22 protein-coding genes and 1 pseudogene are annotated in these 22,983 nt (G+C 55.6%); 10 read left to right on the top strand and 13 right to left on the bottom strand.

From position 1 onward, the window contains the following. Nucleotides 1-509: 509 nt before the first annotated feature. The gene (locus D8U82_RS02740; protein WP_080923200.1) at nt 510-1,037 is read right to left on the bottom strand and encodes an SH3 domain-containing protein; all 528 of its coding nucleotides are present in this window, start codon (nt 1,035-1,037) and stop codon (nt 510-512) included. A gap of 511 nt (nt 1,038-1,548) precedes the next feature. Next, the gene (locus D8U82_RS02750) at nt 1,549-1,758 is read right to left on the bottom strand and encodes a hypothetical protein (protein ID WP_130901616.1); all 210 of its coding nucleotides are present in this window, start codon (nt 1,756-1,758) and stop codon (nt 1,549-1,551) included. Between the two features lie 921 nt (nt 1,759-2,679). On the opposite strand from D8U82_RS02750, the gene D8U82_RS02755 reads away from it, so the two are divergent. Then, nucleotides 2,680-3,201 (top strand): isochorismatase family protein, encoded by a 522-nt coding sequence (locus tag D8U82_RS02755; protein WP_130901617.1) that lies wholly within the window; start codon nt 2,680-2,682, stop codon nt 3,199-3,201. Between the two features lie 663 nt (nt 3,202-3,864). Beyond that, the gene (locus D8U82_RS02765; RefSeq protein WP_130901618.1) at nt 3,865-5,166 is read left to right on the top strand and encodes a hypothetical protein; all 1,302 of its coding nucleotides are present in this window, start codon (nt 3,865-3,867) and stop codon (nt 5,164-5,166) included. Nucleotides 5,167-5,683: 517 nt separating this feature from the next. On the opposite strand, the gene D8U82_RS02770 is transcribed toward D8U82_RS02765, so the two are convergent. The 5 genes and pseudogenes from D8U82_RS02770 to D8U82_RS02790 all read right to left on the bottom strand — a co-directional run. Next, complete coding sequence (locus tag D8U82_RS02770; RefSeq protein ID WP_241668035.1) at nt 5,684-6,160, bottom strand: hypothetical protein; 477 nt, start codon at nt 6,158-6,160, stop codon at nt 5,684-5,686. A 114-nt stretch (nt 6,161-6,274) separates the two neighbouring features. After that, nucleotides 6,275-8,236 (bottom strand): integrase, encoded by a 1,962-nt coding sequence (locus tag D8U82_RS02775; RefSeq protein ID WP_130901619.1) that lies wholly within the window; start codon nt 8,234-8,236, stop codon nt 6,275-6,277. Beyond that, nucleotides 8,233-10,116, bottom strand: coding sequence for an integrase (locus tag D8U82_RS02780; protein WP_130901620.1), 1,884 nt, complete (start codon nt 10,114-10,116; stop codon nt 8,233-8,235). The genes D8U82_RS02775 and D8U82_RS02780 overlap by 4 nt, the downstream gene beginning before the upstream one ends. Then, the gene (locus D8U82_RS02785; protein ID WP_241668036.1) at nt 10,061-11,434 is read right to left on the bottom strand and encodes a site-specific integrase; all 1,374 of its coding nucleotides are present in this window, start codon (nt 11,432-11,434) and stop codon (nt 10,061-10,063) included. Before D8U82_RS02785 ends, D8U82_RS02780 begins: the two co-directional genes overlap by 56 nt. 187 nt (nt 11,435-11,621) lie before the next feature. After that, nucleotides 11,622-12,326, bottom strand: a pseudogene (locus D8U82_RS02790) (mechanosensitive ion channel family protein); the annotation flags it as partial. A gap of 191 nt (nt 12,327-12,517) precedes the next feature. On the opposite strand from D8U82_RS02790, the gene D8U82_RS02795 reads away from it, so the two are divergent. Then, nucleotides 12,518-13,858, top strand: a complete 1,341-nt coding sequence (locus D8U82_RS02795; protein WP_130901622.1) for a DEAD/DEAH box helicase — start codon at nt 12,518-12,520, stop codon at nt 13,856-13,858. Nucleotides 13,859-13,908: 50 nt separating this feature from the next. On the opposite strand, the gene D8U82_RS02800 is transcribed toward D8U82_RS02795, so the two are convergent. After that, complete coding sequence (locus D8U82_RS02800; RefSeq protein ID WP_073472880.1) at nt 13,909-14,184, bottom strand: hypothetical protein; 276 nt, start codon at nt 14,182-14,184, stop codon at nt 13,909-13,911. Nucleotides 14,185-14,273: 89 nt separating this feature from the next. Next, entirely contained in the window at nt 14,274-15,008 is a 735-nt protein-coding gene (locus D8U82_RS02805; protein ID WP_130887201.1) for a thioredoxin family protein, read from the bottom strand. Nucleotides 15,009-15,180: 172 nt separating this feature from the next. Here D8U82_RS02805 and D8U82_RS02810 point away from each other — a divergent pair, with 172 nt between their 5' ends. Beyond that, nucleotides 15,181-15,573: a transcriptional regulator gene (locus D8U82_RS02810; protein WP_130887200.1), complete on the top strand. Its 393-nt coding sequence runs from the start codon at nt 15,181-15,183 to the stop codon at nt 15,571-15,573. A gap of 120 nt (nt 15,574-15,693) precedes the next feature. On the opposite strand, the gene D8U82_RS02815 is transcribed toward D8U82_RS02810, so the two are convergent. The 3 genes from D8U82_RS02815 to D8U82_RS02825 form a co-directional block, all read right to left on the bottom strand. Beyond that, the gene (locus D8U82_RS02815; protein ID WP_130887199.1) at nt 15,694-16,563 is read right to left on the bottom strand and encodes a DUF6279 family lipoprotein; all 870 of its coding nucleotides are present in this window, start codon (nt 16,561-16,563) and stop codon (nt 15,694-15,696) included. A 77-nt stretch (nt 16,564-16,640) separates the two neighbouring features. After that, nucleotides 16,641-17,357, bottom strand: a complete 717-nt coding sequence (locus D8U82_RS02820) for a TorF family putative porin (protein ID WP_016771158.1) — start codon at nt 17,355-17,357, stop codon at nt 16,641-16,643. Between the two features lie 203 nt (nt 17,358-17,560). Further along, complete coding sequence (locus tag D8U82_RS02825; RefSeq protein ID WP_016985943.1) at nt 17,561-17,749, bottom strand: hypothetical protein; 189 nt, start codon at nt 17,747-17,749, stop codon at nt 17,561-17,563. A 339-nt stretch (nt 17,750-18,088) separates the two neighbouring features. On the opposite strand from D8U82_RS02825, the gene D8U82_RS02830 reads away from it, so the two are divergent. The 4 genes from D8U82_RS02830 to D8U82_RS02840 all read left to right on the top strand — a co-directional run bounded on the left by D8U82_RS02830 (nt 18,089) and on the right by D8U82_RS02840 (nt 20,545). After that, entirely contained in the window at nt 18,089-18,925 is an 837-nt protein-coding gene (locus D8U82_RS02830; protein WP_016771157.1) for a S1-like domain-containing RNA-binding protein, read from the top strand. Between the two features lie 44 nt (nt 18,926-18,969). Continuing rightward, nucleotides 18,970-19,362, top strand: a complete 393-nt coding sequence (locus D8U82_RS02835; RefSeq protein WP_016771156.1) for a DUF2177 family protein — start codon at nt 18,970-18,972, stop codon at nt 19,360-19,362. A 58-nt stretch (nt 19,363-19,420) separates the two neighbouring features. Beyond that, nucleotides 19,421-19,549 (top strand): hypothetical protein, encoded by a 129-nt coding sequence (locus D8U82_RS28575; RefSeq protein WP_277751185.1) that lies wholly within the window; start codon nt 19,421-19,423, stop codon nt 19,547-19,549. Nucleotides 19,550-19,615: 66 nt separating this feature from the next. After that, entirely contained in the window at nt 19,616-20,545 is a 930-nt protein-coding gene (locus D8U82_RS02840; protein ID WP_130901623.1) for a DMT family transporter, read from the top strand. Here D8U82_RS02840 and D8U82_RS02845 read toward each other — a convergent pair. Next, complete coding sequence (locus tag D8U82_RS02845) at nt 20,493-21,674, bottom strand: MFS transporter (protein ID WP_130901624.1); 1,182 nt, start codon at nt 21,672-21,674, stop codon at nt 20,493-20,495. The two genes, D8U82_RS02840 and D8U82_RS02845, sit on opposite strands and share 53 nt — an antisense overlap. A 103-nt stretch (nt 21,675-21,777) precedes the next feature. Between D8U82_RS02845 and D8U82_RS02850 the strand changes: the two genes are divergently transcribed. Continuing rightward, the gene (locus D8U82_RS02850; RefSeq protein ID WP_130901625.1) at nt 21,778-22,671 is read left to right on the top strand and encodes a LysR family transcriptional regulator; all 894 of its coding nucleotides are present in this window, start codon (nt 21,778-21,780) and stop codon (nt 22,669-22,671) included. A 142-nt stretch (nt 22,672-22,813) separates the two neighbouring features. Then, the gene (locus D8U82_RS28580; protein WP_003184145.1) at nt 22,814-22,942 is read left to right on the top strand and encodes a PA1414 family protein; all 129 of its coding nucleotides are present in this window, start codon (nt 22,814-22,816) and stop codon (nt 22,940-22,942) included. The last annotated feature ends 41 nt before the right edge of the window (nt 22,943-22,983 follow it).

Raw genomic sequence — 22,983 nt, forward strand, 5'->3', positions numbered from 1 at the left:
GTCCCACCCAAAGCCCACCCACGCCTGAGTGCTTCAGAAACCGTCTGTCTGACGCACACCCATCATGTCGAAACAAATGAAACGTCCTTCATCACGACGCCTTCCTACAAATAGGCCTGCCACGGCATTGCAGGCTGCTCATGTAACTCCTCCTGTTGCCCGTACACTGTACGGGCTTTTTTAACCCCTCCGCACGAGTCGCTCATCCTTACGGACTTGTTGGAAAGAAGGTGGTGCACAGATGAGGCCTGCAACTGATCCGAAACAAAAGACGAAAAGGTGCACCCATCCATATATCAGGAAGGGGTATTACCTAGAGTTGTTAAGCGATGTTTATGTCTGCGTTATGTGCGGAGAACAGCGACCAGCAGAGCAATGGGATGACTTTGAGCTCCGCTCCAGAACGCCTCGTGGATTGTCTCCAAAATAGTTGAAGTGACGCTCAGCAAGACAGCACTGGCCAATTTCGACACCACACCACACGTTGGATGGAGCAAAGATTTCGGCATTCAAACGCCGTAACGCTTTTTCCCTCCTGATGTGATGCAGTATCTGCCACCTCGTGGGCCTATACAGACGTTGCCAGACGAGCAGGGACAGGATGAACTGAATTCACGGCTAGGTTTGTACGCAGGTTGTGGTGCGGTCGGTACGGGTCTTGGCTGGGCTTTGGCGAAGCAGTTCGATCCGCTGCAAAGATTTTTGGACGATAACCATCGCGCAGGCTGGCCGTCGATGCTTATCCGAACCCAATCATTCGCTTTTTCGTAGACCTGAACCTTCGCTCCACGCTGCAGCTTGGATATCACCTTTCCACTAGGTTGATCCCTGATGTTGAGTTTGTCCGCGCTCACGTATAGTTCGATTGGCGAGGGTGGTGTAGGGGATGCAATAGCTGTAGGTGAGGCGAGTGAGGTCGGCGTGGTGACGGCACTTGGCTGGGCTTGGGTTGAAGGGTTTTCCTTTTTGCCTATCGCCCAAAGCACGACGAACAAAATAAGAAGCGGGAAAAACCATGACTGGGATTTCTTGCGCATATCCTTTGCTCACATTAGGAACTTACGCTCTAGTGCCTGCTTGGCCAACTCAGCTTGCTGGCTACTGAGAGTTTAGCCACACTTCCAGGCTTTGCAGGCGACCTAGCTCGTATGGTCTCTGTTTTCCTGAGCTCAAAACCGCGAAGAGTGGCTGTCGGTCAGGGTGGGTAGGGAACCACTTGGAGACTTCAATGTTGCGAAGCTCAGCATCGCTGAGAGCCCATCTGACGATCATATCCGCTGGTGCTCGGTATACCGTCTACAGACCAGCCACGCTTTGCGAGCTCTTCGGTTACGCCGATGATTCCGGCGCCATCAAAAAAATCGGCGGTATCTGGGTAGTGAATACCGGCTAGAGACACCTTTGGCACTCCTGCCTCTGGGTCGAAGTGGGATAGAAAATGCCACCCACCAGTAGTGCTTTCAGGGTAAGGAAAGTTGATGGCTGCTTATCCAGTTATGTAATGCTCAAACGAAACGCATTTGAGATCAAGATCGAAGAGCGTCTGACTCATGGGAGCTGTTTAAGCCGGGCTAAACCCTGTTTGATGTGCCCGGCGTTCTCACCAATCGCCCATAAAGCGCCGCGAACATTCTCCCCAACCTCAGCGTTCCCTTGGGCTTCGACATGGAGCGTTAACTCCATCAGAGCCGCCTCTAGGGCGAGCTGATTTTGGTACATCCTTTCCAGCACGTCTGATAACGAATATTCGCCTGCCATTTTTCTTTTCCTTTCCTTGGAATCATCCGGGATTATCTGCACTGGCACGACCTAGGGTTTCAACCGCTTCTCACGTAGTTTGTCAAACACATCGCATAAGCCTGATCGGTTGCCAAGTATGTATTGAAGCCCATAATGGGGCTTTTCGACATATCCCCGACAACTTCGATGGGGCGATCAAGGTCGGCGTCGGTATGCCTTAGGGGATATCAGGCGACTGATGTCGGCTTCTATCGAGCCGCTCTGCGCGAGCTATCTGCGTCCATACGTCCTGGTCACCTGCCATTTTTTCGGGAGAGGCGAGCCGTGACGCAGGATAATTGGTAGCAGACAAGTCGAAGTATTCGGCGATTCGGCCCCACATCCATTTCCAGCGAAATACATCGTCATTGGTAACATTGAATGCCTGGTTTGGCCGCAGCCGGCGGGTGGCCGTTTACAGATTTTGTTTTGCCAACTGCCGGGTACGCGTCATAACGGTGAGTCTGTCCCACTGCCCTCTCGATCCTGGAAACACAAAACGGCGATTGGTTTGTTTGCAAATCAAGGCATAGACGGCGAGGGCGGTTGCCATGTTCGTCATGTTGCCCACGGTAACTCCAGTGACGGTATACGAGCAATGAACGCTCGGAGAAAGTACAACCCATCGCAGTATCCACCTGTCAGGCAAATCGGTCTGATCGAAGAGTCAGCCAGACGTATCTATCCCAAGATCCGGCTTGTCAGTTCGTTACGATATTGCTAGTTTCGATCAATGACTACCTATCTGCTCACCTCGACTACAACCACCACGACCGCTGAAAGCGGAGCGTGCGAGGTTTCGTGAGTCAATAGCAGACGAACTTCAAAGGCCCGCCAGTGATGGACAGGGCCTTTTTTTTACGCCTTGTGTCGCTGGCTCAAACGCAAGGAGACGCACCCATGAACGCCCTATTGATACTCGATATCCAGGTCGGGCTAGTCCACGGCCCAGACAAGCCATGGCGCTGCAAAGAGTTGCTGGAGACAGTGAATAGTCTGATGGAAAAAGCCCGCAGCGCTGGTGCCCCGATTTTTCTAGCACGCCACGTCGGGCCCGTTGGCACACCAATAGAACCAGGTAGCCCCTTAACTTCGCTTGTGCCAGAACTGAAGCTTTCTGGGACAGAAGTGGTATTTGAAAAACGGCGACCCAACGCCTTCGAAATGACTGAACTGGCGGGGAGTTTGCGCTCTCACGGGGCTAGCGGTGTGGTAATCACTGGAATGAAAACTCAATACTGCGTCGACAGCACATGCCGAGCTGCTCGTGATCTTGGCTTGGACGTTGTACTTATCGGCGACGGCCATACCTGTTCAGACACGGCAGTTATGAAGGCTGAGGACATCGTTGCTCACCACAATGCAACTCTTGGTGGGCCGTTCTGCCATGTAGTTCGTGCTGACGAGTGGAGCTTCAATTAAGCCCGGAAATATTGGAGCGGAGTGGGGCGCCGTAAGCACTGGCACCATATGTCACTTCGTACAGTCATAACAGGTTGTCGATAGAACGCTACCGTAAGGCGGCAGCTGTCGCCACCAATGGAGACGAAGGGCCGGCACTGCTCCACACTGCATCTCGGAAGCGGCGCATGTGTCGGCTGGCGTGACACGAAGAAGTGGGCTATCTATTTCTGACTCACACTGGCAGGAGGCCGACATGAGGTTTCAGAGCGATATCGATGCGCTAGCGGCGATCGAGGAAGACGCAAAGGCGATGCTAAACGGATAGGGCTGCCCGACGATGCACACAAGCTTGAGGTAGTCATTGTCCTTCGACAGATCGTCGACTTGGCCACTTACATGGAGTCGGCTGATCGATTCATTGAGACGCCGATCGATGCTTGATGAGGTATCGCGGCAAACCACAGACGGTTAGCACGATTCGTTTACGGCTGTTCCGTCTGTAGGTTCGTATGTTAGAAGGCATTCTCGGGCACAACGCCGGGCTAATCAGAGCGCCACCATTTCCTTTAAGATCGACGCTTCATTTCACATCGTCTATCCGTCGGAAGTACGTAACCAACTGTGTAGTCGCGACGGGTTAGCTACGATCATTTGTTATTCAATCGCTGGATAGTGACCCCTATGGAAGGCTCAGCTAACCCTCAGAACTCAGCGGGTGATATGTCGGATGAAGTAGTGACGAGAGAATCGCTTTTCGATCTGGCTTGGTCGACTCCAATGAGCAAAATTAGCTCGCGATTCGGAGTCTCCCCCAGCTATCTCACGAAGGTCTTCGTCAGCCTGAATATTCCCAGGCCGCCTGTTGGCTACTGGGCGCAAGTCGCGGTAGGAAAAGCTAAGGCTCGCCCAGTCTTGCCTGACGCTCAACCTGGCGAACCGACGGTGTGGCACCGAAATGAAGCACCGCTTCAGGTTCAGCGACCGTCAGCAATCAAACAAAAGAGAGTGAGTCGTACGGCGCCTCGCAATGCTGACGCGCAACCTCGAAGGCACCCACTTTTACTGAACATTGAAGATCACTTCAAAAAAGTGCGGGAGAGCGAGAACGGCTACGATAGGCCTACCAAACGTGCAATGGCGGATTTAATAGCGAGCCGCAGTGGGCTAGCTCATGCGGTCGACTTCGCAAACCAGTTGTTCCTAGCGTTTATGAAAAAAGGCCTCACCGTTACCTTGAGCGATTCCGCCGAGCGCATGAGCCGCGAACAAGTTGATCATAGGGACAACCCCTCATCGAGATATTTCTATCCCTCGCTTTGGCAGCCTCAACGTCCAACAGTGGTTCATGTTGGAAGCGTCGTTTTTGGCTTATCCATTTACGAAATCAGTGAATACGTTGAAGTCAAAAGCGTAGACAAAAGGTTTGTCCGGCTGGGTTCACGTCCAGAGAGAAAACGTGTTGCCCCGTATCGAAACGAATGGGTAATGCGTGCCGACATGCCCAGCGGTCGACTGTGCCTTCAGGTTTACTCTCCTTACTACCGGGCGGAGTGGGTTCAGCGGTGGAAGGAAGACCAGCCTGGCGATCTGGTCAATAAAATCCCAAGCATCGTGAAGCTGTTGATCGCTGAGGCTCCAGGGCTTGCCGAGAAAGTGAAGCTCGAACGGGAGAAAGCCGAGCTCGAAGGGCAAAAGCACCAGCTGCAATTAGCTGAATGGAAAAGAAAGGAGGAGGAAAAACGGCACCTCAAGGCCATACAGGACAGCCGTGAGCAACTCGAATCCGTAATTCAGACGTGGGCAAAGGTGAACAGTGTTCGCGCATTCTTCGCCGATATCGAAAAATCAGCGCAGTGCCTCGATGGTGTGGCGAGAGAGGCTGTCATGGAGCGGCTGGCCAACGCGAAGGAATTGGTCGGCGACCTTGATGCGTTAAAACACTTCGCTGACTGGAAACCACCACTGCTTCAGGGCGGTGAATAGAACGCCCAGCCATCACAATGAGTGAGTGCGCGTGTAGTTAAAATCCGAGTGCGGAAGAATGCAATTGGGTTTAAATCGTAACGCTTGGATTTGCGAGCAGCGCTTTTCCTCTCAAAGTCATTCAGGTTCCTAGGCTTTTCTAGCGGGAATGTTTAGGTGTGGCGCCTATCCAGCTTTTGAGATCCCAACGCATTCAGAATGTCGGTGTTACCGATTAATGCGCACGAGCCTTTGGCACGCGGAGCGCGCAGGCGTGCGGGATGGACGCCCGAAGGGCCGAGATGCCGGCACTTGCGCCAAGGCTCGGCTTACGAAAGCCCCTCCCCGAAGAGGCACGGCCTAATGCTGGTGGTGGGAACAGAGGCCAACACCATACTGGGGTGAGCGTGGGTAGCCGGGGAACCGGCGAGCAAGCTGCAGCTGGATTGCTCCGTGGCTCGGGGCGTAAGAGAGGTCGTCGACGATGATGGAGCAAGGTAGGTTGCTGCGGCCCGCCCTTACCATCACCACGTATGGCTCAGGGTCGGTTCGGCGGATGAATGGGGACTACATTGTCAAGTTGGCGCAGACGGCGCTCCGATTTCTCCCAGGCACGCAGTAGCATGAGCTCGCGGCCCAGCGCCGCTTTGTACTTGTCCTCAAAAGATCCTGCTTCAGATTTGGCTTTTGCTGTCTTGGCCTTGGCCTCACGTATCTTCAACGCACCCGGAAGACTCTGCTCCTCCTGCTCCTTGGCACGCTGCTTGATCTCGCGAATCAACGCTGCATAAACGGAGCGCTGTTTCTTGATGCTGCCCGCGCTCTTACCTGCCTCCATGGCCACCGCGTTGAGTGTGATCTTCGTACCGGGTGGAACCACTTCGCTCTTGCCTGCCACCAGGCGATTTAGGGCAGCGTAATAAGGCTTCAGGGTACTCGATTCTTCAGGGCTGTCCGGCATCGGTGACTCCTTTGAAATCCAGTGTTGGCCGTGGTGGTGATGGTAGCTGGCCATGGTCGATCCTTGGTACAGCTTGGCTGAGGGCATTAGGGGATCCGCGCGTGCAGGCGGGTCGCACCTGATGCCGCTCATATCCCAGATGACATGGCATGGGTCGATAATGCAGCTCTACCCCTTCGCTATGATCCGGTCTCGTATCTCCATGAAATCGACCAGGTTTTGCTGCTCTGCTCGGTACTCTATGCTTTCGGGATCAAGCTGCTCAAGGTCAAACCTCATGATGTTGATGGTTTCCTGCATGACCGATTCCTTGGCTACTAACGCTGAGCACCCTGGACATGTCTCGTAATTGCCGTGAGCACGCTTGTCACAAGGTTCTGCAGACGTACAAATTCCGAGCGGGCTTTCCTTGTGTGATCTGAGCCCCAGCTTTGCCATGCGCTGCATTTCTTCCTCAGTCTCACTCAGCCAGACAGAATCGTTACGTTCCTTCATAAGTTGCCGCCCCCGAGTGCCATAGAGGCGTTCCGACGACTTGTAGACATCCCGAATGAACATAGCCCCATCGGCTTCTTGCTTGGCCTTCCTGAGCTCTTGGGCAAGTTCGGGATTAATGAGCGCAAAATAGTAGTTTTTCGCTGAGCAACCTTTCGTGTAGTACTGAGACATGACCCTGGTGAGGTGCGTCAAGAGTCGCTTCAGCGAGGGCAATGTGATCAATCCACATTGAGCCGCAAATACCGCCATTGACCGGCGGAACTGATGACTGGAAGCGAGCCAAGGCTTTCCAATCTGGTATTTTTTGTCGCTCCGCCAGTCTCTTAGTGGGTCGATCGTCTCCAACTCCAGGATATCCTCATTTGTTATGAGGATAGGATCCAGGCGGAATTCAAGGTTCCGCTTCTTGAAGTGCCCGGCTTTGGCGTCTTTTCTACCATTGCTGACAGGGTGTACTGAGGTGCTCAAAAAGAGTGAATCCTTGTGGGGGGAGAAGGGGGAAAGAATGGAATTGACCTTGGTGAGTACTTCGATGGGCTTCAAAATGGCATCCGTTGTGATCCACTTTGTCGGCTTGGGTTTGCTGTGCAGCTTGGTACTGATGCCGATCACGTACAGAGCTTTTTTGTTCCACCCCTCCACCGGTTCCAAGCAACCTTTGCACAGCCCCGTCACTTCATGATCGCGCATCAAGGTGAAGAGGTGAATGAGATTTTTTGCGCAATGTGCGGCTAGCGAAAGGAAACTCAGAAGCGAAGGAGCGCTGACCAAGTTGTATCTCCGGCATAAGTCCGTCAAGTTCAAATCTGCGACAGCCTGCTCGAAAGTAATCGGACTCTGCATGTGCGAGACTTTTTGAGCTTGGGTGCCAGGGCGACTTAGCTCTCTGTAGTGAGTGTTTTCGTTTTTGGCGAAATAGGGGTTTTCTACTGATCGCCGTAAGAAAATATCGATCTTGTAGTGATTCTGGATATAGTCGTCCAGGCAGTTAGAGTATTGATTGTACTTTTTCAGCAGGATTCGACTCGGAATGATTGGGGTCTGCTGCCCCTCGTTACGGGAACATCGCGCGATTTTTTGCATGTAGGGAAATATCTTCCCATCCAGCATCAGGCCCCTCTGACTGCTATCAAGCTGATTTAGCGTTCTGACCAAAGCTACAAGATCTCGATTCAAGGTCTGGGGGATGGACTGCTGGAAGTCCTTGAATGTTGCGAATGATGAAAAGACGGTTTCAGCAGCAATGTTTGCTCCTGCGCAATAATTGCAAACTTTCTGCAGTAATTGTCTCATCTTGTGCATCGTAGAGAGGCGAAGGGGGAGCCCCGTTTTATTGTTCGTGGCAAACATCTTGGTAATGAATATTTTTTTACACAACAATGTATTGGACAGGGAGTGCGTGTTGGGGGTATAGAACGGCAAGAAGCTGAAATAAGGGTTGTCGCCCACGTGGAAAGAAAAGTCAGCCAGTTTCCACTCATCGTCAGCGAGAAGGGTGATGCCAACTTCATCGCTAGAAATCACGGTCTGCTCACTAAGACGGCGAAAATCCATGCCGTAATAAATGCGGGTGTGCAGGTCTTTTGCGTGGCGCAGGCTATCGAGTCGGGTATCGTTAGTGGATTTGCTCATTGGATCACCTTGGCTCGGATGAGTCGGCTATAGAGTCGCTCCCAGTAGTCGCTAAGCTGAAAGTTGTCTGTGATCTCCTGTGTGATTCGTTCAATTAAGGCCCTGGCCTCCGGTCGGAATTGGATAAGTTGGGCCATTACTGCATCGATGCGGAGAATCGCATTGCCGTGAACGGTGTGGAACTGATGTACGTCGGTGCAGGCGTTCAAGAACTCCGAGGTCACCCAGCGCATACTTAATACCTTCCGGATAGAGTTCTCGTCAGCATGCAGACGGAATTTGCTGCAAAAAATACATCCCACGAAGTTTCGGCAGTTTGGCTGGTAGGCCGTGGGGGGCTCTACGGTCTCCTTGGGTTCCCCACCCCCGCACCCTGATGCTGGGGTAGGCAGAGCGTAGTGGCTTTCGAAGATCTCGCGCGCGAGTGTCATAACCTCGGAGATCTCGTCGATTGCGTTTTTTTCTTCTGCGCCAGCGTAATGCCTGAGAACAGTTTTACCGCTTGTTTGCATAAGGGCCGAGACTACTTCTACAGGATGGCCAGTACTGAGCAAGTAAACGGACTTGTACTTACGCAGTTTCTGATATCCTAGGCCGGAAAACTCTGGTTCCAGAAAGCTCCTGATTTTACCGTTTGCGAAATGTATGCATGAGGACTTAATAGGGGTTGGTTTGGCCGCGTCCTTAGTGATGTTTATGAAGAGGTATGGGTGAGGCAGACCATTGGTGAGGTACTCGCGCAGCTCCAGGAACTTTTTGAAGTCTTTCAGAAATACCTTCTGGATTTCAAAATACTGCTCCATGCCACCAGCACGCTGCTTGATAACGACGAAACCAGCATTTTCACTATTTTCTACAGTGTAATCATTTGACCACACCAGCTCGCGCAATGGAGCTTCATTAATTCCAGTATTGGCTACAAAATGAGAAATGAATGCATCTTGGGCCAACGCGGCTAGCCAAATCCGCTTCCGGTGGCGAAGGTTAAAGTTTGCATCTTCCAGCTCGCGTAACGCTTCGTGCCTCTGCCTGTTTAGATGACGTTCAGTCTGTGATGACCTGGTCTTGCACTCTTCTAAGGAATTGACCCTGCCATCTCGATAATTCCAAAAATTATGATTTCCGACTTTAGCTGTGTGATGAACTGCCGGAGTGGTAATCGCGTACTCTGCTGGAAGGAGAGTGGCTTCAGTGTCCATGTAAGGAATACGGTATGGAAACGCCCGTCCTTTGAGCACGAAGTCTGTTAAGCCTTCGAATAGATAGCGGTAGGGAGTGAGGTGGTCGGTCATTTCCCCCATTGAGGGTGTTTCAGTTGTCTCCTTATTGAGGCTGCTGTGAGAGATGATGGGCAGGTCAGTGAGGAAGTTAAGAGGGGAGCCTGGGAAAAAAATGTAGGCGCTTTTGATCGCCTGACTCTGAAGGCGATTGGCAGTGAAGGTGCCGATACCTTCAGGACTCCGAACTTGTAATTGCAAGTGAATAGAGAACTCGTCCAAGGCAGTTTTGTATGCTTCTGCGTTGGCTAGGAAACCGCAGTGGTGATTGGCATCACACCAGTCGCTGAAATTCACAAATTCGGTCGCGTTGGTATAAAAAGTATACCCACTGCCGATGTGTCGGTTGCCCGTTTCTGCGCACCATGCACGAACAGCGCGTGCACGTTCAGGGCAGAGAGATGACTCATCTACCGGTTTTGGGATCTTTCGGCTGTTGGCGTCGCGGCTGCCATAGCAGAGTGAACCGATACTGATTTGTCGGTCACTGGTGCAGCGAATTACAAGGCGCTCAATCGCGCAAGTGGAGATGACAGTTTGGTATTGGTCATTCGTCAGTGACTCCAGGTTGAGGAGGTGGACGGTTTGCTCGGCGCTGTTCATTCTTCGTCATTTCCGTTCGGACGAGGCTTTCGAGGTGAACTTCGAAGCCTGATTGTGCTTGGGCCAGGCGCGGATGATCCTGGTAGTATTTGAGGTAGCGCATAGTCACGTTTATATCCTCTTGGTTTAATCTATTTTTCAAAATGTCTAAAAGTTCGAGTTGGTTCATCTTTCCGTTCTCCATGTCGCCGCTATTATCTTCGATGAGGTTCATGCCAAAAGTGGCCCTTAGATCATGAAGCTGGTAGTTGAATCTTTTATTCTCTCGCTTCACTACCTCTATGACCTTCTTGCAGAAGTGGCGTAGTGCTGAACCTTTTTCGGTGCTGAAATCGAATAAATGCTCGTCTGCCTTAGCCACGTAATAAGGTTTTCCTGTGCGAGTCAGGAAAATATACTGCTGAGAGTCTTCCGTTATTGGGGACTTGGCCGCGCGTTGTTTGTGTCTGTCGGAATTGATATAAACGTGCAGCATATGGTGAACCCATGCGGGCATCATGACCACTTGCTCTTTACTGTTCTTTGCCTCCACCGGGCTATCTTCGAAGGCTACGTTGATTCCGTACAAGGCATATTTTTCGGGATCATCTTCATCCCCCACCCTTTGCGTGATAGAGTCGTGTCGTAGTGTAAGGTTGGTCTGAACCCGCATTCCGGTTGTCAGCCCAATAATGTGCACTAGCAGCATTTCTGGGTTTCCCAATTCAAACAGTGCCCGCATAACGCGATCCTGGTTTTCGCGAGATATTGGGCAGAGTTTTCCACCGTCAACAATGTATTTTCCTACCGGTATGGACTTGCTTTTTTTGAAGGTCAAGTCAGTTGAGATGACTTCCTTTATGTGGGTGTTGCCATGCCTGTCAGTGTATGGAATCTGCCGAGTCGTACTTACCCACATCACCTGCTTCGGCTTGAAGTTTCGGGTGGTGGTAAGCCAGCGATACAGTCCTTGGACACTGTAAATCTTACGGTTGCAATACCCTTTGCTGCGGGCACCGCTCATGATTTCGCTTTTGAGTGTCGCCCTATATCGGTACGTGGGGCGAAGGGATTGGGGGCCGTCAAAGTTTAGAAAGTCTAAGCCGCTGTCATCCATTTTGTTCATGAAGTCAGCAAGGTCACCCGCAGCGTTCGCTGCCGAGGATTCGCTCATGCCCTGTTCTGTAATTGCCTCGAATAGATAGAGGCTCCCTTCCTGCCACAACGCGCCATTAGGGCGCAGGATTACATATAGATGAGGGGCGTACTCGTCGGAGAGCCGGATTGGCCTGGTGGGATAGGGTTCGGGCTGGCCATCATCAGCATCGTAAGCAGCCATCCAGTCAAAGGCCTCTTCGGGCCTACAGGGCTCCCATAGCCTGACGTTCTTGAGGGCTATCTTGCGGTAGCGGGGAGGCGTTTGTGGTTTCTGGGGGCTCTGGGCTGGCATGGCAGGTTCTTACAGAAGAGGTGTCTGTCCATTGAAGCTCAGCTCCTGGGTAACGTCAAATCACTGGAGTTCACACGTAATTCTGCACTTTGACGGTGTGCAACGTGATGTCGACCACGTCGCCATCGGCGCCGACTTGTGGCATTTCGATCCAGTCGCCGACGCGCAGCATGTCGTTGCTGGTCAGCTGCACGCTGGCGACGAACGACAGCAGCGTGTCCTTGTAGACCAACAGAATCACCGCCGACATCGCACCCAGACCCGACAGCAGCAACAGCGGCGAGCGGTCGATCAGGGTGGCGACGATGATGATCGCGCCGAACACGTACAAAACCATTTTCGCCAGTTGCACGTAGCCTTTGATCGAGCGTGTACGCGCATGCTCGGTGCGCGCGTAGATGTTGAGCAGGGCGTTGAGCAGGGCGCTGACCGCCAGCAGCAGGAACAGGATGGTGAACGCCAGCGCGACGTTGCCGAGAAAATTCATCGCGGTTTTGCTCAGCTCCGGCACCAGGTGCAGGCCGAACTGGATCACCAGCGACGGCGTCATTTGCGCCAGCCGTTGAAACACCTTGTTGTGCCGGAAGTCGTTGATCCAGTGCAGTGCCGGTTGGCGGCCGAGCATGCGGCTGGCATGCAGGATCAGGTAACGCGCCACCCGTCCGAGCACCAGCGCGATGACCAGCAGCACCAACAGCGCCAGTCCCGATTGCAGAAGTGGGTGCTCTTCGAGCGTGCCCCAGAGGCCTTGGGCTTTGAGCCAGAGCTGTTTGATATCCATAAGCGAAACGTTTCTTCTGTAAGACGCGAGGGCCGATTAGAGCATTTAAGACGCTGTGTATTGCTGCGAGTGACAAATCGGGCAACAAAAAAACCACTGATTGTCGGCGTTTGCACAAAGAAACTCGGCCTGAGCGCTCGAAACCGGTAACCTATGCAGCTGTTTTTTTGCATATCTTCGAGGTAGCACCCGTGTTTTCCCAATTCGCCCTGCACGAACGCCTGCTCAAAGCTGTGGCCGAGCTGAAATTTGTCGAGCCAACGCCTGTGCAAGCCGCGGCCATTCCGCTGGCGCTCCAGGGGCGTGATCTGCGGGTGACGGCGCAAACCGGTAGCGGCAAAACCGCCGCTTTCGTCCTGCCGATCCTCAATCGCCTGATCGGCCCGGCGAAGATCCGCGTCAGCATCAAGACGCTGATCCTGCTGCCGACCCGTGAACTGGCCCAGCAGACCTTGAAGGAAGTCGAACGCTTCTCGCAGTTCACCTTCATCAAGTCCGGCCTGATCACTGGCGGCGAAGACTTCAAAGTCCAGGCCGCGATGTTGCGCAAAGTGCCGGACATCCTCATTGGCACCCCGGGGCGAATGATCGAGCAACTCAATGCCGGCAACCTCGACCTGAAAGAAGTCGAAGTGCTGGTGCTCGACGAAGCCGACCGCATGCTCGACATGGGTTTCGCCGAAGACGTGCAGCGTCTGGTCGACGAGTGCCCGAACCGTCAGCAGACCATGCTGTTCTCCGCGACCACCGGCGGTTCCGGCCTGCGCGAGATGATCGCCAAGGTCCTGAACAACCCGGAGCACCTGCAGCTCAACGCGGTCAGCCAGCTCAACTCGACGACTCGCCAGCAAATCATCACCGCCGACCACAATCAGCACAAAGAGCAGATTGTGAACTGGCTGCTGGCCAACGAGACCTACCAGAAGGCCATCGTCTTCACCAACACCCGCGCCATGGCCGACCGCATCTACGGCCGCCTCGTGGCTCAGGAATACAAAGCGTTCGTGCTGCACGGCGAGAAAGACCAGAAGGATCGCAAACTGGCGATCGATCGTCTGAAGCAGGGCGGTGTGAAGATCCTCGTCGCTACCGACGTTGCAGCCCGTGGTCTGGACGTCGACGGTCTGGATCTGGTGATCAACTTCGACATGCCACGCAGCGGCGACGAATACGTACACCGCATCGGTCGTACCGGCCGCGCCGGCAACGATGGTCTGGCGATCTCGCTGATCTGCCACGGCGACTGGAACCTGATGTCGAGCATCGAGCGCTACCTGAAGCAGAGCTTCGAGCGCCGCACCATCAAGGAAGTCAAAGGCACCTACGGCGGCCCTAAAAAGGTCAAGGCTTCGGGTAAAGCGGTTGGTGTGAAGAAGAAAAAGACTGACGCCAAGGGCGACAAAAAGAAAGCCGCCGCCAAGACGCCGACCAAGCGCAAGAGCGTCAACCGTCCAAAGCCGGATTCTCTGGTGAGCAGCGACGGCATGGCCCCGCTCAAGCGTCGCAAGCCAGCTGAACCTGCGGCTGAGTAAGCTTTAGACCGCGCATAAAAAAACCGGACATTGTCCGGTTTTTTTTCGCCTCAACTGTCGGCCTTTTTCTCCGCCGAACCCAGTTCCTTCAAACGCTGATCGATCAACTGGCACTTGTCCGGCAGATCCGCACTGGCCGTGCCCAGATCCATTTTCTGCAACTCGGCGTTGATCTCCTTGGCTTTTGCCGGATTCTGCTCGGTGAGCTTGGAGACTTCCTTGGCCAGTTGTTCGCGTTTGATCGTCGCCTCTTCCGGCGTGCAAGCCCAGACGGGCAGGGCGCAGGCAAGGGTGGCGGCGAGGGAGAGCTTGATCAGGGTTTTCATGGGCAGGCCTCAGTTCCGGTTAAGGCGGGTTAACCGGTTGAGGGCTGAAGCCTGGTAAAAGTTCAGAAACTGTGGGGGCAGGGTTGCGCTCAATCGGCATGGCAGCAGCCCGACTTCGGCGCACCGTCATACCGATCATGATGCCGCACCCATTCCATGATCTCGTCCTCGTTCCTGCCTTTGGGCGTCAGATCAAGGTAGTGGTAAGCGCCAACCAGCATGTCCAGACCGCGCGCGTATGTGGAATAGGTGTGGAAAATCTCGCCTTCGTCATTGCGATAAAACACGCTCAGCCCCGGCATTTCTTCCTCGGCGCTGTCGGTTCTTTCGTAGTTGTAGGTAGCCTTTCCCGCCGCGACGTCCTCAGCCCGGGCGCAGACGCCGAAGTCGTAATTGAAATCGCAACCTTCTGACGAGACCCAGTCGAACTTCCAGCCCATCCGCTTTTTGAAGTCCTGAAACTCGTTGAATGGCGCATGGGAAACTGCAACCACCGCGACGTCGTGATGGGCCAGGTGCTGGTTGGCGCCATCAATGTGGTCACTGAGGAACGAGCAGCCCTGGCAGCCTTGCTCCCAGCCTTTGGCAAACATGAAATGGTAGATGATCAACTGGCTGTTGGTGCCAAACAGGTCGTTGAGCTTGAGCTCGCCGTTCGGCCCTTGAAAATGATAGTCCTTGTCGACTTTCACCCACGGCAGGGCGCGGCGCTCGGCGCTGAGGCGATCGCGTTCCCGGGTGAAGGCTTTTTCGTGGGCCAGATGCTGTTGACGGGCGGCGAGCCATTCTTCGCGTGATACCACCGGATGGTTTGCAACGTTCATGACGATGTCTCCTGCGGGTTGAACCGGCTGTTTCAGCCTAGTCGTTCAACGTGCGAGCTAATCGACAGCCGTCGGTCGGTCGGGGCCGGAAATACTGCTGAACGGCTGCGCAGCGCTTCGGTCACAACCTTGAACGCGGCACAAAATCACCCGCACCGGAGGTTGGATCAGGATGACGACTTATAACTGGGATTTGATTGAACGTTTGCTGCATGAAGTGCAGAACAGCGCTGGCCACAGCTTCGCTCCCCGCGCGTATGCCGAAGACCACGCGGCCGAGAAAGCCAGCGCCGGCGAGCCGATCGACAATCTCGATCACTTGAAAACCCTGGCCTGTGATTATGAAAAGATGTTGCTGGAGCGCGGATTCATCGAGCCGCGGCCGGATCACGAGGGCAGTACTGGCAACAACTTCATTCTGACCCCGCGCGGCTCCAGCCTGCTGAGCCTGATCGACAGCAGCATCCCCGGCAACGACCATCCGCGTCAGGTGCTGGATGAGCAGGAGGATGCGCTGGATGAGGTGACGTTTGATGAAGTCGCCTCGAAGGCTCAAATCGCCTGAGCCAGCGAAATCCCCTGTGGGAGCGAGCCTGCTCGCGAATACGGTCTGTCAGTGACATTTGATCTGTCTGATATTCCGCTTTCGCGAGCAGGCTCGCTCCCACATTGGATTCCAGTGATTTCAAGGTTTCTGCGCGGCCTTCAGGCACTTGAGGTCATTGAAGTCCTTACGCACTCCCTCGATTTTCTTCAACAAACGCTGACGCTGTTGCGGCGTGCTCTCGGCCATCAAGTCGACAAACAGCGAGCGCGCCTGGGCTTCGGTGTTGGCGTAGGCCTTGCGGTAGTCCGCTGTCCACAAGCGCTCGCGATTGACCAGAAGTGTCTCGATGCGTTGTGGGAATTCGGGGCTTTGGCGTTGCGCAACGGCGGCGCTGAACTGTTGCTGCCAGTGCGCGCGGTTGGCGATCCATTGGGTGTTCTGGTCGCCCAAGGCGTTGGTCCAGGCCACGACGCGTTGTTTCTGCGTGTCACTGAGCGGGCCTAGCCAATCGTTCAGGCGTTTTTCCATGCGCTCGCCGCGTTCCTTGATCTGCTGAGCCAGCGGCGGTTTCACGTATTCCTGCTGACGTTTGCGCAAATCCTTGGCAAACGCGTCGTTCATTTCAGCCACCTGTTTATCGTCCAGGCCTTGCAGCAACTCAATGGCCGAAGGGGTGATTTCCCGGGCGGTTTCGGCGATGGCCTGTTTGGCTTCGGCGGTGCGCTCCTGCAGCGCGGCGTCGCTCACTTGATTGCTCTCGACCATGGCCTGCAAACGGTCCAGCCAGTCGAGGTAACCCGGTAACTGCGTGGTGCAGTGCCAGCTCAGATGTTCCTTGAGGCGTTCATTGAACCAGTCTTTCTGTTCGCCGTTCATGTCCACGTAGTCGCTCAGCGACCACGGGATGATCACGTCGAGGTTGCGGTAGGCCAGGCCCACGCGGCTGCAAGCGCCGAGGGCGAGGGTGAAGATCAGCAGGGCGGCAATCTGTTTGAACCAGCGAGACATGGGCAAATCCTTGCGAGAGCCTGGCGTCGGAAATCTGATTCTTATGTGATGCAGGATGCGCGCGGCAGTTCAGCCGATCAATAGAACGTGCGTACAGCCTTAAGGGTGACGAGGCCGTCGCACTCGCTGTTGTGCCCGGAATAGGCCGAGCAATCACTGCCGCTGAGGCTGGAGTCGCTGTAGATCAGATCAAGATCGACGCCCATGAACGGCCGCGACAGTTTCACCGACCAATCAGTGAAACTGCTGATATAGCCACCGTCCACCGCCGCCGGTGTATTCAACTGGTGCGTGGTGTATTTCATGCTCACGCCAATGCCGAACGGCTGATTGCCAGTGAGGTCGGCAAACAAGGTGTTGTTCTGTTTATCCGGGTCGTTGCTCAGGGCAATGCCAAAGCGACTACCGAGCAGAGTCAGGCCCCCAAACAGCTCCTGGCTGTCGAGGGTGTCCACGCGGGGATAGCTGTAATGGATCATCCCGACTTCATAGCCGAGCACCTGATCGAACGGCTGCTTGAAGCCGACGTAGGAATCGATCTCGAGGTTCTTGCCCGGGCTGATGCCCATGCTCGGCGCGTACTGGCCGAAATACACGCCGCTGTCGTGGCTCAGATCAAGGCCACCGTGGAACGAGCCGACCGCCGCCGGTTTGACCAGACCCTGGGCCATGCTGCGGCTGGGCGTAGTGCCGAGCTTGAGATCGAAGTCACCCAGTTCACCCTGAAAAACCTGCGCGTGCGCGGTCGCGCCTGACAGCAGGCTGACGAACAATAAACAGGGAAATGGGCGCATGCGTCACTCCATGAACCGCGAGCGCAGGGCGAAGGCCTGCTGAAACGCTTGATCTAGACGCGTGCAAGGATACCGGCGAATGCCCGGCATTGATGGCCGTTCGTCGATTTTCGGGAATTTTTGTTTAAAGCGAAGGGGGATTGCGCGGTGCCAGTCCAGGCGCTTCGAAGCTCAAAGCGCCTCTGGACGGGGTAAAACCGGTGTTACTTCTTGCCCAGGCTGATCTGCTTGGACGGGCCGAATGTCTGGCCGCTGACGCCTTTGGCAATTTGCTGGATCTCGCCGCCGGACTTGAGGAATGCTGCGATCTGATCGTTGATCGATTCGCTGGTTTCAACGGCTGGAGCTGGCTTTGCTTTGCTGGTGGATGCTTTTACACGCATGGCGGCCATTAACCTTTAGAAAAGTAACTCGGCCAGGCATCGTACAGGAATAACTTGACAATAGCTTGGTAAATATCCCCCGGATTAACCAACCGTAACGCTGCATTATTACCGGCCGCTCACTCGTAATAAGCAGCTAACCTGCTGTTTTAAATAAGAACATTTAATTGAAATGAGGCAAATCAGCACGGCTGTGAAGCATCGGACCGGACTGACGAGCGGCACCCCATAGGGCAGTGATCAAGCAAAATCAACAGGTTGACGCAGATTTTCCGCTGCGAGGATCTGTCGCCCGACGTTGGCGGCAAAAACGGGTAGAATGCCGCCCACGTATTGAGGGTTTCGGAAATGGCTTTAGTCGGGCGTTACAACAGTTTGCAAGTGGTTAAACACACTAACTTCGGTTTATATCTGGACGGCGGTGCCGACGGCGAAATTCTTTTGCCCAACCGTTATATCCCCAAAGATATTCCCAGCGAAGATGAAGACTGGCTCAACGTATTCATCTATCTGGACAGCGAAGACAAACTTCTCGCCACCACGGAAAAACCCAAAGTTCAGGTCGGCGAATTTGCCAGCCTGAAAGTGGTTGAAGTCAACAGCATCGGCGTGTTCCTCGACTGGGGGCTGCCGAAAGATCTGTTGCTGCCGTACTCGGAAGAAAAGCGCCAGATGACTGCTGGCGAATACTGCGTGGTGCACGTCTACCTCGACAAACACACGCGCCGCATCACCGCCACCGCGCGCCTCGATCGTTACCTGGACAAGACCCCGGCCACCTACAGCCCGGGCCAGGAAGTTGATCTGCTGGTAGCCGAAGCCACCGACATGGGCTTCAAGGCGATCATCAACAACAAGCACTGGGGCCTGATTCACAAGAACGAGATCTTCAAGTTCATGCGTTCGGGCATGCGCGAGAAAGGCTTCATCAAGGAAGTGCGCGCCGACGGCAAGATCAGCCTGAGCCTGCAACCGGTTGGTCAGGAAGCGGCGAGCAGTCTGAGTTCGAAGATCCTCGGCAAGTTGCGCGAAAACGACGGCACCCTGGCGGTCAGTGACAAGAGTGATCCGGCGTTGATCAGCAGCCTGTTCGGCGTCAGCAAGGGCAACTTCAAGAAAGCCATCGGTTCGCTGTACAAGGAAGGCAAGATCGTCATTCACGCCGATCGCATTGAACTAACCTGAGCCTTGAGTGGCCCATGTTGCAGGCCACACAAGAGGTTGGATCGATGAAAAAGGCGCTGATCGCTTACGTCGCAACGCTGCTGACGTTTCTGCTGCTCGATGGCATCTGGCTCGGGCTGCTGATGGCGCCGACCTATCGCGAACTGCTCGGTTCGCTGATGCTGGAAAAACCGCTGCTGTTGCCCGCAGCGGTTTTTTATTGCCTGTACGTTATTGGCTGCGTGGTGTTTGTCGTGTTGCCGGCGCTGAGCTGGCAGAGGGCGGCGAAGCTGGGTGCGCTGTTGGGGCTGGTGGCCTACGGCACTTATGACCTGACCAATTGGGCGACTTTGCGCGACTGGTCGGTGCAGGTGAGTTTGATGGACTGGGCGTGGGGGACAGTGGCGACGGCGGTTGCTTGCACGGTGGGTTATTTGATGGCGAAGCGATTTGCCTGAGCTGATCCGGCAGTTGTGTTGGCAATGCTGGCCTCTTCGCGAGCAGGCTCGCTCCCACATGTTCATCGAACCCTCTGTGGGAGCGAGCCTGCTCGCGAATGACGGCGCAGCCGTCAACCATTCAGCGCTGACGCCACTGACCAACTTAATGTCTTTTCCAGACGGCTTTTTCCGCGCATCTGATTGATAATCCCCGACACTGTTTTCTGACCAATGGATGGCCTGCCATGTTGTGTGTGTTCGAGGTGATGCGGTGAGTGCCGAGCGGCGCAATGCCGACGGTTTTGCCCTGCAAGTGATGATCGGCCTGTGCCTGATCTGGGGTGTGCAGCAAGTCCTGATCAAGTGGGCGGCAACGGACATCGCGCCGGTGATGCAAGCGGCGGGGCGCTCGGGGATTTCTGCCTTGCTGGTCGGTGTGCTGATCTGCTGGAAGGGTGGTTGGGATCAGGTCGGCAGCACCTGGCGCGGCGGTTTGCTGGCCGGTGCACTGTTTGGTCTGGAATTCCTGTTCATCGCCGAAGGTCTGCAACTGACCACCGCCGCGCATATGTCGGTGTTCCTCTATACCGCGCCGATCTTCACCGCACTCGGCGTGCATTTCCTGCTGGCCAGCGAGCGTTTGCGCCCGTTGCAATGGCTGGGGATTCTGCTGGCGTTCATCGGCATCGCGATTGCCTTCGCTGGCGGTGTGTCGTGGGACAACCTTGATCGGCGCATGCTGCTGGGCGATGCCTTCGGCGTATTGGCCGGCGCCTGTTGGGGCGCGACCACCGTGGTGGTGCGCGCCTCGCGACTGTCGGAAGCGCCGGTGACATTGACCCTGTTTTATCAGCTGATGGTCGGTTTCATCGGTCTGCTGTTGATCGCGTTGTTCAGCGGCCAGATCACCCACGTCAGCCTGACTACCGTGGCGGTGGCCAGTGTGCTGTTCCAAGGGCTGGTGGTGTCGTTCTTCAGCTACCTGGTGTGGTTCTGGCTGCTGCGCCGTTATCTGGCGGCCAACCTTGCGGTGTTCTCGTTCATGACGCCGTTGTTCGGCGTGACCTTCGGCGTGCTGCTGCTCGGCGAACAGTTGAGCCTGAACTTCGTCATCGGCGCCGTACTGGTGCTGCTCGGCATCACTTTCGTCAGCGCCGAACAGTGGCTGCGTCGCCGTTTGCGCAAGGCGCTGGGCCAGTAGCCTTGGCCTGCATCGCCAGCGCGCCGGCCAGCAACAGGCCGGCACCGGCGATCAGCAGCGCCGGCTGCAAGCCGCCGCTGAAATGGCTGCTCAGCGCCGCCAGCAGCGGGCCGCTCAGCTGGCCGACAGCGAAGCACGCCGTGAGCATCCCGGCGTTGCGCTGAGTGGCGTGGGGCGCCAGCTCTCGCGAACGCTGCATGACCAGTTGCATGCAGGCCAGAAACGGCGTGCCGCAGAGGATCACCCCCAACGCCAGGCCGAGGCCGCTGCCCAGCAGACAGGCGAACACTCCGGCCGCTTGCAGCCACAACGTCGCCATCAGCCAGTGCCGCGTGGTCTCGGGATCATGTCGGCGCAGACTCACCAACCACACACCGCTTGCCGCGCCGAGGCCAAAGCACGGCCAGAACAGATCCGCCTGCAACTGGCCGTGGAACTGCGCGTTGGCCATCTGCGACAGGAACGTTGCCGGAATGATGTAGCCGATGCCGTACAGCGCGTATACCAGCGCCAGCCGGGCAATGCCGCGATTCGCTGGGTTCACATGGGTTGTCGCTGGCCTCGCTACCCCCGTGGGCTGCGGTAACAACCGCCAGACGCCGAGCATCATCAGCAACGCGGCGGCCGCGTAAATCAGCCACAGCGTCGCCGATGTCTGCTGCAAGCGGTGTGAGACCAGCGCCAGCAAGCCTGTGAGAAAAATCCCCAGACCCGGCCCGGCAAAAACCAGAGCACCCCAGCGCGGGCGACCCGCTGCCGCCGCCAGCGGCTGACTGAGTGAAGTAATCATCACCAGCACCCAGGCACTCGCCACGCCGGTACCAAAGCGCAACAGCAAGTGCGACCAGAAACCGTTGGCCCAGAACGACGCCAGTGTCAGCAGCACGCACAGCCATAGCCCGCCATGCAGGCGACGCTGCACCTGCTGCGGCCGCTGGGCGAACATCGCATCCACGGCACCGAGCAGATAGCCGAAGTAGTTGGCCGCCGCGATCAGCCCGGCGGCGGTGAGGTCGATCTGCCCTTCGCTGAGCAGGTGCGGCATCTGAGGTGTCAGGGCGAAACGGCCAATGCCCATGGCCATCATCAGGGCAACGAAACAGGCGGATAAACGTATCAGCGGCGACATGGTCGGGCTTCCTTCAAAGCAGCAATGACCGTCAGGCTAGGATCGATTGACTTTCTTTAAAATTGAATAATAGTGAGTAACTTGTTCTGTTCAGGAGAAAGCAGTGGAATTCAGCCAACTGCGGATATTTCAGGCGGTCGCCGAGGAAGGCTCGATCACCCGTGCCGCCGAGCGTTTGCATCGTGTGCCGTCGAATCTGTCGACGCGCCTGAAACAGCTCGAAGAGCAGTTGGGTGTCGAACTGTTCGTCCGCGAACGGCAGCGCTTGCAGTTGTCGCCGGCGGGCAAGGTTTTGCTCGACTACACCGGCAAACTTTTCGCTCTGCGCGATCAGGCCAGTGCGGCGGTGATGGGTGGGCAACCGGCCGGCGACTTCGTGCTGGGCACCATGTACAGCACGGCGGCGATCCATCTGCCGGCGCTGCTGGCGCGGTATCACAAGCAATACCCGACAGTGAATTTGCAGGTGCAATCGGCACCGACCGGCGAATTGCTCGAAGGTTTGCTCACCGGCCGCCTCGACGCGGCATTGGTCGACGGACCGCTGGAACTGGCCGGGCTCGATGGCGTGCCGCTGTGCGAAGAACGCCTGGTGCTGATCACCGAAATCGACCATCCACCGGTGCACAGCGCGCGCGACGTGGAAGGGCGTTCGGTATTCACCTTCCGTCAGGGCTGTTCCTATCGCATGCGTCTGGAAGCGTGGTTCTCTCATTACCACGCGGCGATGGGCCGGCCGATGGAGATCGAGTCGTATCAGGGCATGCTCGCCTGTGTGATTGCCGGCAGTGGTGTGGCGTTGATGGCCGAGTCGATGTTGGCCAGCTTGCCAGGTCGCGAAAGCGTCGCCGTGCATCCGTTGGCCGAGCCGTTCGCGGGTGCGACAACGTGGCTCATGTGGCGCAAGGGTATGACCGGGGCCAACCTGAATGCCTGGATCGACGTGCAGCAAGCGGTCTATCCCGTGGCTTTGCATGAAGTCCGTGAAACAGCCTGAACCAAACACACCGGATTCTGTTCAATTCAGTAACAGATCATTGCGGATTTGGCCGAGCATTACGTAGGACTTCGGACTATTATCAGTGCGAAGCGGCCTCAGAATTCCGGCCGCTCAGCACCACCCTGAAGGGGGCATGACGATGAAAGAGAAAATCCAGAACTGGCTGCACGATTTGGGAGTTGCCCTCGGTTTGATCGAACCGCCTCTGCAACCGGTACCGATTCGCACGGACGACGAACAGCGCCGACGCCAGCCACGTCGCCGTTAGTACCTGCGATCAGAGATTTCAAGATCGCAGCCGTCGGCAGT

The organism is Pseudomonas sp. Sample_23 (assembly GCF_004307595.1).
Lineage (GTDB): Bacteria > Pseudomonadota > Gammaproteobacteria > Pseudomonadales > Pseudomonadaceae > Aquipseudomonas > Aquipseudomonas atacamensis.